Source organism: uncultured Mycobacterium sp. (assembly GCF_964249325.1).
GTDB lineage: Bacteria > Actinomycetota > Actinomycetes > Mycobacteriales > Mycobacteriaceae > Mycobacterium.
Genome location: NZ_CAXUCH010000100.1, coordinates 1 through 14989 on the forward strand (window position 1 = coordinate 1; position 14989 = coordinate 14989).

Consider the following 14989-nt stretch of genomic DNA (forward strand, 5'->3'; position numbering starts at 1 on the left):
GCGTGGGTCATTGCGCCGCTCCTCCTCATCGCTCCGCTCTGCATCGTCGCCGGCGTGGGTCATTGCGCCGCTCCTCCTCATCGCTCCGCTCTGCATCGTCGCCGGCGCGGGTCATTGCGCCAAACTACTGGACTGCTCCGACATTTCGTCGCGGCGACTCACAGCCGTGCGTTGATCCAGCCGACCACGTCGTCGAGCACCTGGTTGCGCTCAGGCTCGTTGAACACCTCGTGGTAAAGCCCCGGATAAACCTTCAGCTCGACGTCGGAGCTGCCCACACATTCGACGAGCTGACGGCTGCCGTCGACGCAGATCAGCCGATCCTCTGAGCCGTGCACGACCAACAGCGGTGCAGTCAACGCCGCAGCGCGTTGCGGCATGGTTTCGCCCACCAGCAGCAGGGCGCGGGCAATGCCGGCCGGCACCTTGCCGTGGTGTACCAGCGGATCGGTTTCGTAGGCGGTTACCACCGCTGGGTCGCGGGATATCGCGTCGACGTCGAGTTCCTGCACCGGCAGGCCCGGGGCGATCGCGCCGAGGGTCTTGGCGACGAACACCAACAACGGCGACACTGCGGTATGCGCCGCCACCGCCGGGCCTGATAACACCATCAGGTCGTAGTTGTCCGGGCGCTCAACGCCGTAGGCGAACACGATGCCACCGCCCATGCTGTGCCCCAACACGATGCATTTACAGCCGGGATGCTCTTTGGTGGCGATGCCCACCAGCGTGTCGAAGTCGCCGGTGTACTCCGAGATGTCCTTGCACTGCGCCCGCTTGCCGCCCGAGCGGCCATGCCCGCGGTGGTCTAGCGCGTACGTGACCAGTCCGTCGGCACCGAACCGCTGCGCGACGTGGTCGTAGCGGCGGGCATGCTCGCCCAGGCCGTGCGAGAGGACGACCACCGCTTTCGGTGTGATGTCTGGTGTCCAGACGTCGTAGACGATGCGCACGCCGCCGACGCCGTCGAATGTCCGTTCCGTGCGGGTGGTAGGCATCAGAGGCAGCGTAGACCGCTCCTCCTCATCGCGCCGCTCCGCGGCACGCATCGGCTACGGGCGCGGATGTCAGGCCGCCTGCGTAAGCTCGTGCGCGTGAGTCTGCTCAGCGAAAGCCTCGAAGGCGGCGCCAGTGACTTTTCCGCGCAGGCCGAGCCGTACCGGCGGGAACTGCTTGCGCACTGCTATCGGATGACGGGGTCGTTGCACGACGCCGAGGACCTGGTTCAGGAGACTTATCTGCGGGCCTGGAAGGCCTACAACCGCTTCGAGGGCAAGTCCTCGGTGCGGACGTGGCTGCACCGCATCGCCACCAACACGTGCCTGACCGCGCTGGAGGGCCGGCAACGCCGGCCGCTGCCGTCGGGCTTGGGCGCACCGAGCTCTGATCCCACCGCGGAGCTGGTGCAGCAGACGGAGATCGCCTGGCTGGAGCCGCTGCCGGACACTACCAGCGATCCCTCGGAGATCGCCGGGTCACGCGAGTCAGTGCGGTTGGCGTTCATCGCGGCCCTGCAACACCTGTCGCCCCGGCAGCGGGCCGTGCTGGTGCTGCGTGACGTGCTGCAGTGGAAGGCCGCTGAAGTGGCCGAGGCCATCGGCACCAGCACCGCGGCCGTCAACAGCCTGCTGCAACGGGCCCGTACGCAATTAGAGGCCGTGGGTCCCAGCGCCGAGGACCGGCTGGCGGGGCCCGAGTCGGCGGAGGCACGGGATCGGCTGGCCCGCTACATCGCAGCGTTCGAGGCCTACGACGTCGATCGGCTGGTGGACTTGTTTACCACCGAGGCGATTTGGGAGATGCCCCCGTTCGTCGGCTGGTACCGGGGCCGGCACGCGATCGCCACGTTGGTGCGTCAGCAGTGCCCCGCGCAAGCCGCCGGCGATATGCGGCTAATCCCGTTGCTGGCCAACGGGCAACCGGCAGCCGCGATGTACATGCGCGACGGCGACCAGCATTTGCCGTTTCAGCTGCACGTGCTCGACATCACCGACACCGGCGTCAGCCACGTCGTCGCCTTCCTGGACACCACGCTTTTCCCGAAGTTCGGTCTGCCGGACCGCCTCTAAACGCCGAGTGGCCAGTTATGACACGCAATCCGGCAAAAAGCGTGCAATAACTGGCCAGTCAGCGCCTGCTTCGCGAAGTGCAGCACATGTCCGGGCGACGATGACGTTATGCCGGTAGCGCAGCATGTTTGCGCCGACACGGATGACCCTCCATCCAACTGCCACCAATTCCGCGTGTTTGTCGATGTCGTATGCCCGTCGTGCCGGATCCGTCCAGTGCTGGATACCGTCGTACTCCACACCGACCTTGAATTCTTCGTAACCCATGTCGATCCGCGCGAACGGGGCCCCGTACCCGTCGCACACCACGATCTGGGTTTGCGGTCGTGGTAATCCGGCGTCGATCAGCACCAGCCGGGTCCGGGTTTCCTGCGGAGACTCCGCACCACCGTCCATCAAATCGAGCGCACGTCGCAATTGGACCAAGCCACGTACACCGTTACGCCGTCGCACCAACTCCTCGATCTCGGCGACCGTCAGCCTGGTGGCGCGCGCCAACGAATCCAGGCGAATTATTGCGCGCACCAGCCCCTTTCGCCGGCCGAGGTCGAACGCCGTGCGCGCTGGCGTGGTGGCCGGTATCCCGCGAACCGTGCATACCTCGTCCTCCGACAACTCATCGCGATGGATAACGATGCCTTCAACCGGCTTGCCGTTACGGCGGTACAACTCTGCGGGAAGTCGTGGGTCAATCCAATCCGAGCCGTGCAACGCGGCCGCAGAAAGACCTGCGGCGGTGGACGTGCGCCCGGACCACAGCCATGCTGCGACTCCGCGAGTGACTGCGGTGAGCTCGTGACCGTTCGGCAGGTAGACGTTGCGGTAGATCCGCTGGTGTCGGCTGCGCAGTGCGCGCATGCTTATGCGGCCGTCCGCCAGCGCTTCGGTGCCTACGAACGGCCAGTCGTCCTCCCCCACGCGCTGACTTTGACAGCAGCCCGCGGATCGTGTCGGCCGCGCTGAGCCGATCTGTGGATAAACCGCTCCGCGAGTGGCCAGTTATTACACGCGATCGAGCGAAAAGCGTGCAATAACTGGCCACTCGCCACCGTCCTAGAACAGTCGGCTGTCCGGCGGCGGGCCCGATACCGGCCGCACCAAGCCGTGTCCGGTGATCAGCGGCAGATCCAGTGCCGACAACAGACCCGGCGGCGCTTCGCATACCGCGGGGATGGCGTTGACCATCCGAGATGCGCCGGCCACGCGCGCGCCTAGATCGTGGTCGTGGTCGTCGGCCAATTCAAGCTCGCAGCGCATGCTCGGCGAGCCCTCAATCTCGACGCGGTAGACCCCGCGGCCCGAAGCCCCGCCGTAGCCGAGGTCGCGCGGCGACATGGAGATATGCGGCTGTGGCCAGTCAGGAGCGATGTCATCGTGCATGCGGGTGACGTGGTCGACGACGAAAGTCGGCCTGTCCCCGACATATCCAGTGAGAGTCGAGCGCATCGCTGCAATCGTCCCGGCCGCGATATGGCCGGTGGGAGTGTCGAACGATTCCTCGGCGGCCATCCGTTCGACGCTTTCGTCGATGTGGTCGACCTGCACACCAAGCCCGGCAGCAAGCTGGTGCAGCACCGGGCCCCAGCCGAAGGTGAAGACTCCCGGGTTGGCTGCGAACGGAGTGACCTCTGGCGGCTTGCCGAACCCGAGGATTTCGTAGACCGCCGATTTGTCGGGGTAGGTGGCGTAGTTGAAAATCTCGGTCACGCGGACGCTGTCGATAACCCGCGATACACCCGAAAGCACGAGCGGCAGAAGATCATTAGCAAATCCGGAGTCGATGCCGGTGGTGAAAAACGACGCGCCACCCGCTTGCGCCGCCTCCCGCAGCGGTTCGGTGAACGCCGCGTCGACGGCGTCGGGAAAGACCAGCGGCACCACCGAGCACGACACCACGTTCTTGCCGGCCCGCAGGATCGACGCCATGTCCTCGACCGCCTCCAGCGGCCGCAGGTTGGCCGCGGCGGCATAGAGCACCGCGTCTGCGTCACCGGCCAGCATCGCATCAGGGTCCTGGGTTGCCACCACGCCCACCGGCTCGATGCCGCAGAGCTGTCCTGCGTCCAGACCGGCCTTGGCATCGCTGTGCACGACGAGGTCGACCAACTCAAGTTGCGGGTGGTCGATCACCCCGCGCAGCGCGATCAACCCCATGGAGCCCGGACCCCATACACCGACTTTCCACATCAACCGTGCTCCTAATATTAGGACGTGTATAGCTAGGATTTGGACGGATGGTAGGGAGGCGGCGATGGTTGCGTCAACAGCGGGGTCACCACGCGTTAAATCCCCGCCGACCCGTCGCGTAATGGATGTCCTTGCTGCGCTGGCGGAGTCGGCGGACGGCAAGACGTCGGCCGAGCTCGCGAAAAGCTGTGGCATCAGCACCTCGACCTGTGCACTAGTGCTGGCCGAGCTGGAACGAGGAGCATGGGTGACACGCCGTGCGGACCGCCGCTATGGGCTGGGCAGCGGCCTGTTCGGAATCGTGCATGGCCTCAGGGCACACTTCCCGTTGCTGGACCGCGGCCGCGAAGCGCTGACTCTTCTGCACACCACACTCAGGGCCGGCTGCTCGATGTCGAAAATCGGCGACCGGCAGCTGACGACGGTGGACGCGGTCGGCCACGGCACCGACGGCGAGCACGCCGTTGGACAGCGCTTCCCGATCGATCCGCCGTTCGGGTTGGTGGCCATGGCCTGGCGCGACGACACCGCCGTCGAGGAGTGGCTGCATAGGGTCACGCCGCGACTCACCCGCGCCGACATCGCCGGACATCGTCGGGTGCTCGCCGACATCCGCGCCCGCGGCTACGGCGCCTGGCGATTCGACGATGCCCACGCCGAACTGCACGACCGGCTCGCCGCCGTCCTGGCATCGCTGGAGCCCGCCGCGCAGGTCACCCGTCAGCTCAGCACGCTGGTGACGATGGTGACGCTGCGGTCGGTGACGCACACACTGGAAACAGAACTGGCAGCAACTGAATTCGTCGTATTACCGATCTTCGGGCGCGACGGCCAGCCGGAGTACCAAATCGAAATACACCTGGGCGGCGCGCAAACACTGACACTCCCCGAGCTCGACGCCGCGCTCAGAAAAGCGCAAACGCTGTTCACAACCGCCCCATGAAGCAACTGCCAATGTACAAGGTGATATAGCACCATATTTATGCAGGTAAAAGTCCTTTCCAGCACCTGGATTGGAACACGTTCTGCCTCGTTCGCTACTATTTCGGGGCATGAAGACCAAGGGCGCACTGCTGTGGGAGTTGAACTCGCCGTTTCGGGTCGACGAGATCGAGGTGGGCGATCCGGTTGACGACGAGGTCCAGATCCAGGTTCACGCCGCCGGCATGTGCCACTCCGACTACCACCTGACCACCGGGGCCACCCCGATAGGCTTGCCGGCACTCGGCGGCCATGAGGGCGCCGGAGTGGTCACCAAGGTCGGCAAGGGCGTCACCGGAATCAGTGAAGGCGACCACGTCATCTTGGCGTTCATCCCGGCCTGTGGCGCATGCCCGCCGTGCTTGAAGGGTTTCCGGTCGCTCTGCGACCGCGGGGCGGTGTTGCTCGGCGGCAAGGCGATCGCCGACGGCTCCTCGCGAGTACGGGCCGGACCGCATGATGTCTCGCCGATGAACCTGCTCGGCACCTTCGCGCCCTACATGACGGTGCACAAGGATTCGGTCGTCAAGATCGATCCCAGCGTGCCGTTCGAGTCGGCGGCGATCATGGGGTGCGCGGTGCCGACCGGATTCGGCTCGGCAACCAATGTCGCCGAGGTCCAGCCCGGTGAGACTGTCGCGATCATCGGCGTGGGCGGCATCGGGATGAGCGCACTGCAGGGCGCGGTGCTCTCCGGCGCCAAGCACGTCATCGCGATCGACCCGGTGGAATTCAAGCGGGAGCAGGCCGTGAAGTTCGGCGCCACCTACGTCTACGAGTCGATGGCCGCCGCGATCGCGCCGATGATGGAGCTGACTTACGGATTGATGGCTGACAAGACCATCATCGCGGTCGGCGAGATGCGCGGGGAATACATCGAGGAAGCGCTGACCCTGACGGCAAAGACCGGCACCTGTGTGGTGACCGGTATGGGCGCGATGACCGATGTTGACGTCAAGCTCAACCTGTTCTTGTTTGCGATGTTACAAAAGACTTTGAAAGGCAACATCTTCGGTGGCGGCAGCTCGCATGTCGAAACGCCACGGCTGGTGGGACTGTACAAGTCGGGGCTGCTCAAGATCGACGAGATGGTGACGAACACCTATCGGCTGGAAGACATCAACCAGGGTTATCAGGACATGCTGGACGGCAAGAACATCCGGGGCGTCATCCGCTACACCGACGCCGACTGGTAAGCGCTCGGGCATGGCCGAGCGACTACCCTGAGCGCTATGCCTGCCACCGCGGAGATCCGGCGTTCCGCCGACCGGGCCGTCACAAAGACCTCCTGGCTGAATTCCAGGCATTCGTTTTCGTTCGCCGACCACTACGACCCGTCCAACACTCACCACGGCCTGCTGCTGGTCAACAACGACGACATCGTCGCGCCCAGTACAGGCTTCGACACCCACCCACACCGGGACATGGAGATCGTGACATGGGTATTGCACGGTGCGCTGACCCATCGAGACTCCACTGGCAATCACGGTGTGATCTACCCCGGACTCGCGCAACGCATGTCGGCCGGCAGCGGCATCTTGCACTCGGAAAAGAACGACTCCGCAGGCGAGCCAGTGCATTTCATTCAAATGTGGGTGATACCCGACGAGATGGGGATTGCGCCCGGCTACCAGCAACGCGAGATCGGCGAAGAACTGCTGAGGAGTGGGCTGACCACCATCGCCTCAGGTATGCCCGGCCACGACGCCGCCATCAGCATCCATAACCGCAGTGCCGCGTTGCACGGGGCACGGCTGCGGCCCGACGACGGCGTCGAGCTGCCGTCGGCGCCGTACCTGCATCTGTTCATCACATCCGGCCGAGTCGCGGTCGAGGGTATCGGCGACCTGCACGAAGGCGACGCGGTCCGGTTCACCGCGTCCGAGGGTCAACGGGTGACGGCAACCGAGCCGGCGGAGATCCTGGTCTGGGAGATGCACGCAACACTCGGCGGTTGAGCGTGCCGTCGGCCAACTAACGCCGTATGCGGTTAGGGCCAGTCGCTGCCCGATCGATAGCGACGACGATAACGGCGACGATGACGCCGACCAGGAACGGGATGATCGCCCAGCCGCGGTTCGCGTCGGTGTAACCGAGGCCGTAGGTCAACCACGACCCCAAAATGCGCCGGCGCGGCGCCCAGCACGCTTGTCATCACGATGCCGAGGTTCTGCTTCTCCGGCATCACACGCCGGGCGAGCACTCCGACAATCACGCCGACGATCACTGCGCTGATAATCGTGCCGACTATGTGCCCTCCGCTCATCAGTGCGCCCGACAACCGCCCGAACACCGGGTGCCCGCTTCGGTGGTCCGCCTAACTTGCCGCCGTGAGCGCCAACACAGCAAGCCGCGGCATAAGGTGAGCCCGACGAAGACGGCAGCACGGCAATGTGTGTCACGGCGGCGTCGGCCCGTCGCTCCACCGCCTGTACAACAGGCGGGATAAATCGCTTCGATCGCCGCGTATCCGAAAGGCGTGCTCGCCTTGAGGTCGCGCGTTTGATCGAATGGATCGAGCCATCGCCAGAAATGAGCAGAACCCATGAACGCCCACTACGAGCAGGATGCTGCACCGCCGCCGACGGACACCGAGCCTGAGTCCCCGCTGATCACCGCCGCCGGCCTAGGGGTGGACGGCGAGCACGGGCCACTTTTCTCGGGCATCGATCTGGCACTCGCACCGGGGTTTCACGCCATTCAAATGCCCGGAGGACCGGGGCAGACAGCACTCCTGTTGACACTCGCCGGACGGCTGAAGGCCACCCACGGGTCGGTGACAGTGCTGGGGGATTCGGAACCGCGGGCGATCCGCCGGCACTGCTCGATCTCGGCATTCGCTGACATCGATGACCTAGAGGAAACAGTGACAGTGCAGACCGTGCTGGCCGAGCAGTGCAGGTGGCTGGCCCCGTGGTATGCGCGGGTGCCGGCCCACTCTGGCCAGACCGAACTGGGCGAAGTCATGGGCGAGATGCCCGCGCCGTCGGCCGAGTCCTACATCATGGACTTGTCCGATCTGGAACTGTTCTTGCTGCGAATCACATTGGCGCTGTTATCAAAACGCCCAATCTTGGTGGTCGGTGATCTCGAGCAGGTGCGCGACGAATCTCGGCGGGCGATCGCGGTCGAGCGGCTGGGCGCAATCGCGGCGCAGAGCACCGTCGTCGTCGGGGTGACCAACCCGCTTGGCGCTGACGCACCCGACCACAAGCTACACGATCACCGCACCTTGACCGGAAAGGGCTGACGATGCTTGCCGGGCTCGCATTTGGTTCGGAAATAAAACGTTTCGGCCGCAGCAGAATGACTCGCGCAGCGATCGTGGTCTTGATGTTGCTCCCGCTGGTGTACGGAGCGCTGTACCTGTGGGCGTACTGGGATCCCTTCGGGCACGTCAACAAGATGCCCGTGGCGCTGGTCAACTCTGACCGCGGCGCTGTCGTGTCCGGGCAGCAAATCAATGCCGGCTCCGAGATCGCCAAGGGCCTGACGGCCGACCGCAGCCTGGACTGGCACGTCGTGACCCCCGACGAGGCGCGTGATGGCGTCGGACACGGCAAGTACTACTTCATGCTCGAGCTGCCGCCCGACTTCAGCGCGGCGATCGCATCACCGGTGACCGGGCAACCGAGACAAGCCAACCTCATCGCCGTCTACAACGACGCCAACAATTACATCTCGACCAGCATTGGCCGCACAGCCATCAGCCAGGTGCTTAATGCCGTATCAACCCGAATATCCGGGCAGGCGGTCAACCAGGTGCTGTCTGTGGTCGTGTCGTCCGGTTCAGGGATCAAGCAGGCCGCCGACGGGGCCAGGCAACTCGCCGATGGCGCGGCGCGGGTCGACGACGGCGCCAGTCAGCTTTCAGCGGGTCTGCACACCGCCCGATCCGGCTCAGCGCAGCTTGCCGCCGGCGCCAAGCAGCTTTCCGACGGCATCAACGAGGCCACCGACCCGCTGCTAGCGGTCAGTAAAGCGCTTTCGACGGTCGGCGGCAACAGCGGCCAGGCTGGGACCGCGATGCAGCAGGCCGCCGATCAGATCAATGCGATCGCCCTCGCGCAAGACGCCGCCGCTAACGGCCTGTCATCGGTGACCGATCAGCTCTCCGCAAGCCAAGATCCAGTAGCACGCAACGCCGTGGCCGCGCTGCGCGGGATACAGGATCAGCTCCGACAGCACCAGTTCACACCGCAGATCCGCCAGCAGCTTAGCGACGCGCAAAACGCCGCAGGCCCGCTGAAATCGGCTCTCGACCAAGTCGGCAGTAAGGGACAGGACCTGACGAACAAGCTTACCCAGCTACGTAACGGCGCCCAGCAGCTTGCTTCCGGGAACGCCGAGTTGGCAAGCGGTATAGCCAAACTCGACGACGGGGCGCAACAGCTGACATCGGGCGCCGGGCAACTCAAGGACGGGTCTGGCGAACTGGCCACCAAACTCGCCGAAGGCGCCAAGCAGGTACCCAACTGGACGACCCAGCAAAAAGAGGCGATCGCCAACACCATCGGTGGCCCGGTCCAGCTGGAAGCCACCCATGAGAACGCCGCGCCCAACTTCGGCACCGGCATGGCGCCGTTTTTCCTCACCCTGGCCTTGTTCTTCGGTGCGCTCGTGCTGTGGATGGTGCTGCGGCCGTTGCAGAACCGCGCGATCGCCGCAGAGGTGATCGCCCTGCGCGTTGCGCTTTCCAGCTACATACCCGCAGCAGTGATCGGAATCGTACAAGCGGTCATCCTTTACGGTGTGGTGCGATTCGCTCTCGGCATGCACGCGGCTCACCCGGTCGCGATGCTAGCCTTCATGATTCTGGTTTCCTGGGCGTTCGTTGCCGCGACACAGGCGATCAACGCACTCGTCGGCCCGGCAGTAGGGCGCGTGCTGATCATGGCGCTACTCATGCTGCAGCTGGTCAGCGCCGGCGGCATGTACCCCGTGGAGACCACGTCTAAGCCGTTCCAGGTATTCCACCACTTTGACCCGATGACATACGGCGTCAACGGGTTACGTCAACTTATATTGGGCGGGATCGATTTCCGGTTGTGGCAAGCGGTAATCGTGCTGATCGGCATATGGGCTGTCGCATTGGCGATCTCGTCTCTATCGGCCAGGCGTAATCGACTGTGGAACCTGACCAGACTGCTGCCGTCAATCAAGGTCTGAGCGACTCCAGCGGTGCTCACCCACCGATGGGGTGGTGAAATGGGCGCTGATGCTGGCGCTGGCGCTGCTGACCTCGGCGGTGTACATGGCGATCGCGAACGCGCTGGGCATGCTCTTCACCCACGGCTGGGCGCTGTGGCTCTACGGGGTGTTCGCGATCGTCGCGGTCGGTGCCGCCATCGGTTTGGTGATCGGATTGCTGCTGGGCGGCATCGTCACCGCATCTACGACCGCCCCGGCTATCACCGGATCCCCGCTCGTCCCAAGCCGGCAGCTGCGGAGCAACCCTCAGCAAAGTCCAACCGGCGGAACGTGATTCGACTGCCGCCAAAGCGTCACGCTGCTGTGACATAAGTTGACACTGATACAGGTGTGGCTAATGTTGTGGTACTGATACTGACGCTGCGCCGAAAGGGCATGTTGTGCCGAGTCTCGCCGTCACCTTCCGGCGGATGGCAGCCAGCTGCGCCGCGGCGCTGGTATGTGCGGCGCTGACGACTAGCACCGGGCAGCCGGTCGCCCGCGCGGAGGCCCGTGACCTGCTGGCCGGCGCCATTGCCAACACGCGGGGGTCGTATCTGGTGTACAACTTCGGCGCCGGGCATCCCGCTCCCATGCTCAATGCCGGCGGCGGCTGGTATGACGGGAATAGCGGCGGGCATTTGATGATCATCAAGGCTGCCTCGCAACGGCTTTCGCCGCATCTACTGGTGGACAGCCACAGCGGTTATCAGGCACGTTGTGAACGCAACCCCGGTGCGCGCACCAGCGAAGGGTTGGTGCAGGCGTCGGAAATCTATCCGCCGCTGCAGGCTTGGCAAGCGTTGGGCCAACCGACCATCGCCATCAACGGCAACTTCTTCGATATCCGCGGACAGAAAGGCGGGTCGTGGAAGTCAACCGGTTGTAGCTCGCCGCTGGGCGCGTTCGTCGACAATACCCGCGGCCAGGGCCGGGCCAATCAGGCGGTGACGGGCACCATCGCCTATGCCGGTAAACAGGCTCTCTCCGGCGGAGACGACCACTGGTCCGCGTTGACGACGATGATCTTGCCGACCGAAGGTGCCCCGTCGGTGATTCGGCCCGGTAGCAGTAATGATTACGACGTTGCCGCCCCGTTCATCGGGGGCCTGGTCGACAAAGGTGTCCGGTTTGTGGCGGTCAGCGGGATCGGGTTATTGTCGCCCGGTGACACTGGCCAGCTCAACGACGGCGGACCCAGCGCCGCCCGGACCGCGATCGCGTATTCGCGGCCAAAGGACGAAATGTATGTGTTTCAAGGCGGTAGCTACACACCGGACAACATTCAAGACCTGTTCCGTGGCCTGGGCAGCGACACCGCCGTGCTGCTCGACGGTGGGGGGGCGTCGGCGATCGTGCTGCGCCGCGACACCGGTGGGATGTGGGCGGGCGCTGGAGCACCGAAGGGTAACTGCGACACCCGTCAAGTGCTCTGCGACTCCCACGAGCGGGCGCTGCCGAGCTGGCTGGCGTTCAATTAGCGGAGCGCCCAATGCTTCTGGAACGATGGGCGCAACGTCTTAGCACGGACCGGCGATGACTCGTCCGTGCGGCGACTCCACGCGCAGCCTCAAAGCCGTTCGCTCTCCTGCGACTCCCGGCCTGCCGATTGCACCGTCACCTGTCTTCGCATCGACATGCCACCTGCCACCTGAGCGCGACGCCGACGAATCGGCTGACGTCGACACCTACGGTCGTAGCTCCAATCCGACTTGGCGACAGCTCGAATCGGCTATTGCGACCCTGGAAGGCGCAACCGCAGCGTTGGCATTCGGCTCTGGCATGGCGGCGATCACCGTCACCCTGCGTGTGCTGGCCAAGCCCGCGTCGGTGGTGGTCGTGCCAGCCGACGGTTACTACCAGGTACGCCGATATGCCACCGAACATCTGAAGACTCTCGGCGTTACCGTGATCGAAGCCGACAGTTCGGCGATATTCGATGCCGCGGCACATGCTGACGTTGTGGTGGCTGAGACTCCAACTAACCCACGACTTGATGTGGTCGACCTCAGCCGACTGGCGTCCGTCTGCCATAACAGCGGCGCGAAGCTCATTGTCGACAACACAACCGCCACCCCGCTCGCTCAGCAGCCGCTATCGCTGGGCGCGGACCTGGTGGTGGCCAGCACCACTAAAGCACTGGCGGGACACAGCGACGTCGTAGCCGGATATGCGGCCGGCAACCAACCGGAGCTGATCAGTGCACTAGAACACGAAAGGCTGCTCAGCGGGCCGATTCTCGGCCCATTCGAGGCGTGGCTGGCGCTGCGCAGCCTGGGCAGTGCCGGGCTACGGTTCCAGCGACAATGCGAGAACGCGACCGCGCTGGCCAGGATGCTGCGTGACCATCCAGCCGTGCAGATGGTGCGCTACCCGGGACTCCCGGACGATCCAGCATATCCGGTGGCCGCGGCTCAGATGCGCAGGTCCGGCGGTCTGGTGTCCGTCGTGTTGCGCGACCACGCCGCAGTGCACGCGCTGGTTGAGCGTAGCGAATTACTGACTGCCGCAACCAGCTTCGGTGGCCTCCACACAACTGTGGATCGCCGAGCCCGCTGGGGCGACGCGGTGCCCGAGGGTTTTGCCCGTATTTCACTGGGGATTGAAGACACCAACGACCTGTTAGCGGACATACAGCGCGCGCTTGGCTGACCGTGCCGGCCGCACACAGCGAAGTAAGCTTGAGACTTATCCGCGGTGCAGCGATATCCGTCGCTCGTAGCATGGCCGCTCGCACCTGCTCGGCGCCATCACTTGAGCCAGGCTGGTCACAGCTGCGGCGTTGACTGCGCCGGTGACGGCGCCGACTAAGGCGGCCGCCCCGATCAGGTCCAGTTGTCGGGTATGCCCGCTGCGGGGCCGCTAGAGCTTCGGTTGGACCTCGACATAGACGAGGGACACCGGCAGCGTAACCGACATGCCCTCGTAAAGCTTGCGCCCGAGACCGTAATTCGCGGCGATGATGCGTTCCGCGTACTCGGATTCGGCGGGATCAAGTACACGCGCGATGCCCACCGCTGGAGGGCCGAGCGGCTTGCCGCGCACATTGCATGGCGCCAGCCGTACCTCAGGATTGTTGCGGATGCGCTTGACCTTGCCGGCCGATTCCTCGGTGTCGAAATACACCCGGTCACGCTCGTCACGGCCGAACCACACCGGCGACGGAACACCTCGGCCGTCCCTGCGGTAGGTGATCAGAACGGCGTACTTGCAGCCGGCGAGCGAAGTGAAGCCGGTCGTCGGTTCTGCCTGCGCCGCCGACCACGCGTCCTTGTGCCGCATCCGCTCATAGAAGAAGTCGGTAAATTGCGTGAAGGCCGACTTAGAGGAAGTTGACATGGCCGTACAGTACTCAGTTGCGCGGGGACCGCGCAGGCATCTCCGGTGCTAGGTGTGCCGACCGAAGCCAACCGCGGTGTAGTGCTGATCGCTCCGGGATCCAGAGATAATACCGCCTGGGCTCCGGCCGCTGCGCGTTGCTGACGGACGACGCGCGCACGCACACTTGTTAGTTTGCAACAAGGTACCTTCCGTGCCCATAGCCGATGCTGCTAAGCGATCACTGGGTGGCTGGCGACGCACACCCACCGCCCGAGATCGCTGGACTGCCACTTTCTGGGAATCCGAACCAGGCGGTAAGCGCCTCACGCAACCCCGTAGCGGTGCCGTCGCCAACCCACGCGACGTATCCGTCGGGTCGGATCAGCACGGCTTGGGGTGCCGCTACGCGGCCCAGTACGGGGAGCTCCCACGCGCCGCTGTATTGGGCATCGATCACTGACACCCGATGTGCCCATGGGGAAATACCGAAAGGCAAAGGCACGCCGAGGCCGTTGAGTGCGGTTTGGGCCATGGTGTTGTGCAACACGCGGGCGGCGACCGGACGCCGTTCGGCGTGGTAGGTATCCAGCAGGCTTTCCGGCGATGTCCCGTCGACTACCTGGGCTAGCTTCCAGCCGAGATTCACCGCATCTTGGATGCCGGTGTTGAGGCCCTGCCGCCGATCGGAAAATGCACATGCGCGGCGTCGCCGGCCAACAACGCGCGCCTGTCCCGATAGGACGCGGCCTGACGGGTCACGTCGGTGAACCTGGAAACCCAAGTGGCACTACGCAGCCCGAAATCAGTGCCGCACGCGGCAGTGAGCGCCTCGCTGATGTCCGGCAGAACGGGCTCACCGGTTTTCCCGACACGGGGCTCGGTCACCATGACCCGCACTGGACCGCCGTCCTCCAACTTGAAGAATGAATAGAACCCATCGTCGCGGTGCATGCCCCACGGTGGTTCTTGGTCCATCTCGACATCAGCGACGAGGCAACTAGCGGAAGGATCAAATCCCGGAAACTCGATACCGGCGGCCTTACGGATGACACTGCGTCCGCCGTCGCACCCGACGAGATACTGCGCGCGCAAAGATGATTCGGACAGCCCAACGTCGACGCCGGTGTCGTCTTGTACGAAACCGGTCACCTGCCGGCCCCGGTAGATCGGCACCCCCAGCTCGCCCACCCAGCCGGCCAGGGTGCCCTCGATGCGGTACTGCGGCAGCCCCAGGTCATAGT

12 protein-coding genes and 2 pseudogenes are annotated in these 14989 nt (G+C 64.6%); 9 read left to right on the forward strand and 5 right to left on the reverse strand.

Going from position 1 to position 14989, the window contains the following annotated elements:
* Window positions 1–158: 158 nt before the first annotated feature.
* Window positions 159–998 (reverse strand): alpha/beta hydrolase, encoded by an 840-nt coding sequence (locus ACFE99_RS13885; RefSeq protein ID WP_375486180.1) that lies wholly within the window; start codon window positions 996–998, stop codon window positions 159–161.
* On the opposite strand from ACFE99_RS13885, the pseudogene ACFE99_RS13890 reads away from it, so the two are divergent.
* Window positions 946–2069, forward strand: a pseudogene (locus ACFE99_RS13890) (sigma-70 family RNA polymerase sigma factor). The gene ACFE99_RS13885 and the pseudogene ACFE99_RS13890 overlap by 53 nt on opposite strands.
* Before the next feature lie 15 nt (window positions 2070–2084).
* Here ACFE99_RS13890 and ACFE99_RS13895 read toward each other — a convergent pair.
* Together ACFE99_RS13895 and ACFE99_RS13900 are read right to left on the reverse strand one after the other, a co-directional pair.
* Window positions 2085–2927: a DUF559 domain-containing protein gene (locus tag ACFE99_RS13895; protein WP_375486202.1), complete on the reverse strand. Its 843-nt coding sequence runs from the start codon at window positions 2925–2927 to the stop codon at window positions 2085–2087.
* Window positions 2928–3122: 195 nt separating this feature from the next.
* A complete protein-coding gene (locus ACFE99_RS13900) occupies window positions 3123–4256 on the reverse strand; it encodes a dihydrodipicolinate reductase (protein ID WP_375486182.1) in 1134 nt (377 codons plus the stop codon).
* Between the two features lie 121 nt (window positions 4257–4377).
* Between ACFE99_RS13900 and ACFE99_RS13905 the strand changes: the two genes are divergently transcribed.
* The 8 genes from ACFE99_RS13905 (at window position 4378) to ACFE99_RS13940 (ending at window position 13079) form a co-directional block, all read left to right on the forward strand.
* Window positions 4378–5199 carry a MarR family transcriptional regulator gene (locus ACFE99_RS13905; protein WP_375486184.1) on the forward strand — a complete coding sequence of 274 codons (822 nt, stop codon included), beginning with the start codon at window positions 4378–4380 and terminating at the stop codon, window positions 5197–5199.
* Window positions 5200–5308: 109 nt separating this feature from the next.
* Window positions 5309–6433, forward strand: a complete 1125-nt coding sequence (locus tag ACFE99_RS13910) for an NDMA-dependent alcohol dehydrogenase (protein ID WP_375486186.1) — start codon at window positions 5309–5311, stop codon at window positions 6431–6433.
* Window positions 6434–6469: 36 nt separating this feature from the next.
* Complete coding sequence (locus tag ACFE99_RS13915; RefSeq protein WP_375486188.1) at window positions 6470–7195, forward strand: pirin family protein; 726 nt, start codon at window positions 6470–6472, stop codon at window positions 7193–7195.
* 587 nt (window positions 7196–7782) lie between these two features.
* Window positions 7783–8487, forward strand: coding sequence for a hypothetical protein (locus ACFE99_RS13920; protein WP_375486190.1), 705 nt, complete (start codon window positions 7783–7785; stop codon window positions 8485–8487).
* 2 nt (window positions 8488–8489) lie between these two features.
* Window positions 8490–10406 carry a YhgE/Pip family protein gene (locus ACFE99_RS13925; protein ID WP_375486192.1) on the forward strand — a complete coding sequence of 639 codons (1917 nt, stop codon included), beginning with the start codon at window positions 8490–8492 and terminating at the stop codon, window positions 10404–10406.
* Between the two features lie 34 nt (window positions 10407–10440).
* The gene (locus ACFE99_RS13930; protein WP_375486194.1) at window positions 10441–10722 is read left to right on the forward strand and encodes a hypothetical protein; all 282 of its coding nucleotides are present in this window, start codon (window positions 10441–10443) and stop codon (window positions 10720–10722) included.
* Window positions 10723–10858: 136 nt separating this feature from the next.
* Window positions 10859–11908, forward strand: coding sequence for a phosphodiester glycosidase family protein (locus ACFE99_RS13935; protein WP_375486196.1), 1050 nt, complete (start codon window positions 10859–10861; stop codon window positions 11906–11908).
* Window positions 11909–11963: 55 nt separating this feature from the next.
* Window positions 11964–13079: a cystathionine gamma-lyase gene (locus tag ACFE99_RS13940; RefSeq protein WP_375486198.1), complete on the forward strand. Its 1116-nt coding sequence runs from the start codon at window positions 11964–11966 to the stop codon at window positions 13077–13079.
* A 210-nt stretch (window positions 13080–13289) separates the two neighbouring features.
* On the opposite strand, the gene ACFE99_RS13945 is transcribed toward ACFE99_RS13940, so the two are convergent.
* Together ACFE99_RS13945 and ACFE99_RS13950 are read right to left on the reverse strand one after the other, a co-directional pair.
* Entirely contained in the window at window positions 13290–13766 is a 477-nt protein-coding gene (locus ACFE99_RS13945; RefSeq protein WP_375486200.1) for a PPOX class F420-dependent oxidoreductase, read from the reverse strand.
* A 220-nt stretch (window positions 13767–13986) separates the two neighbouring features.
* A pseudogene (locus ACFE99_RS13950) lies at window positions 13987–14989 on the reverse strand (FAD-dependent monooxygenase); the annotation flags it as partial.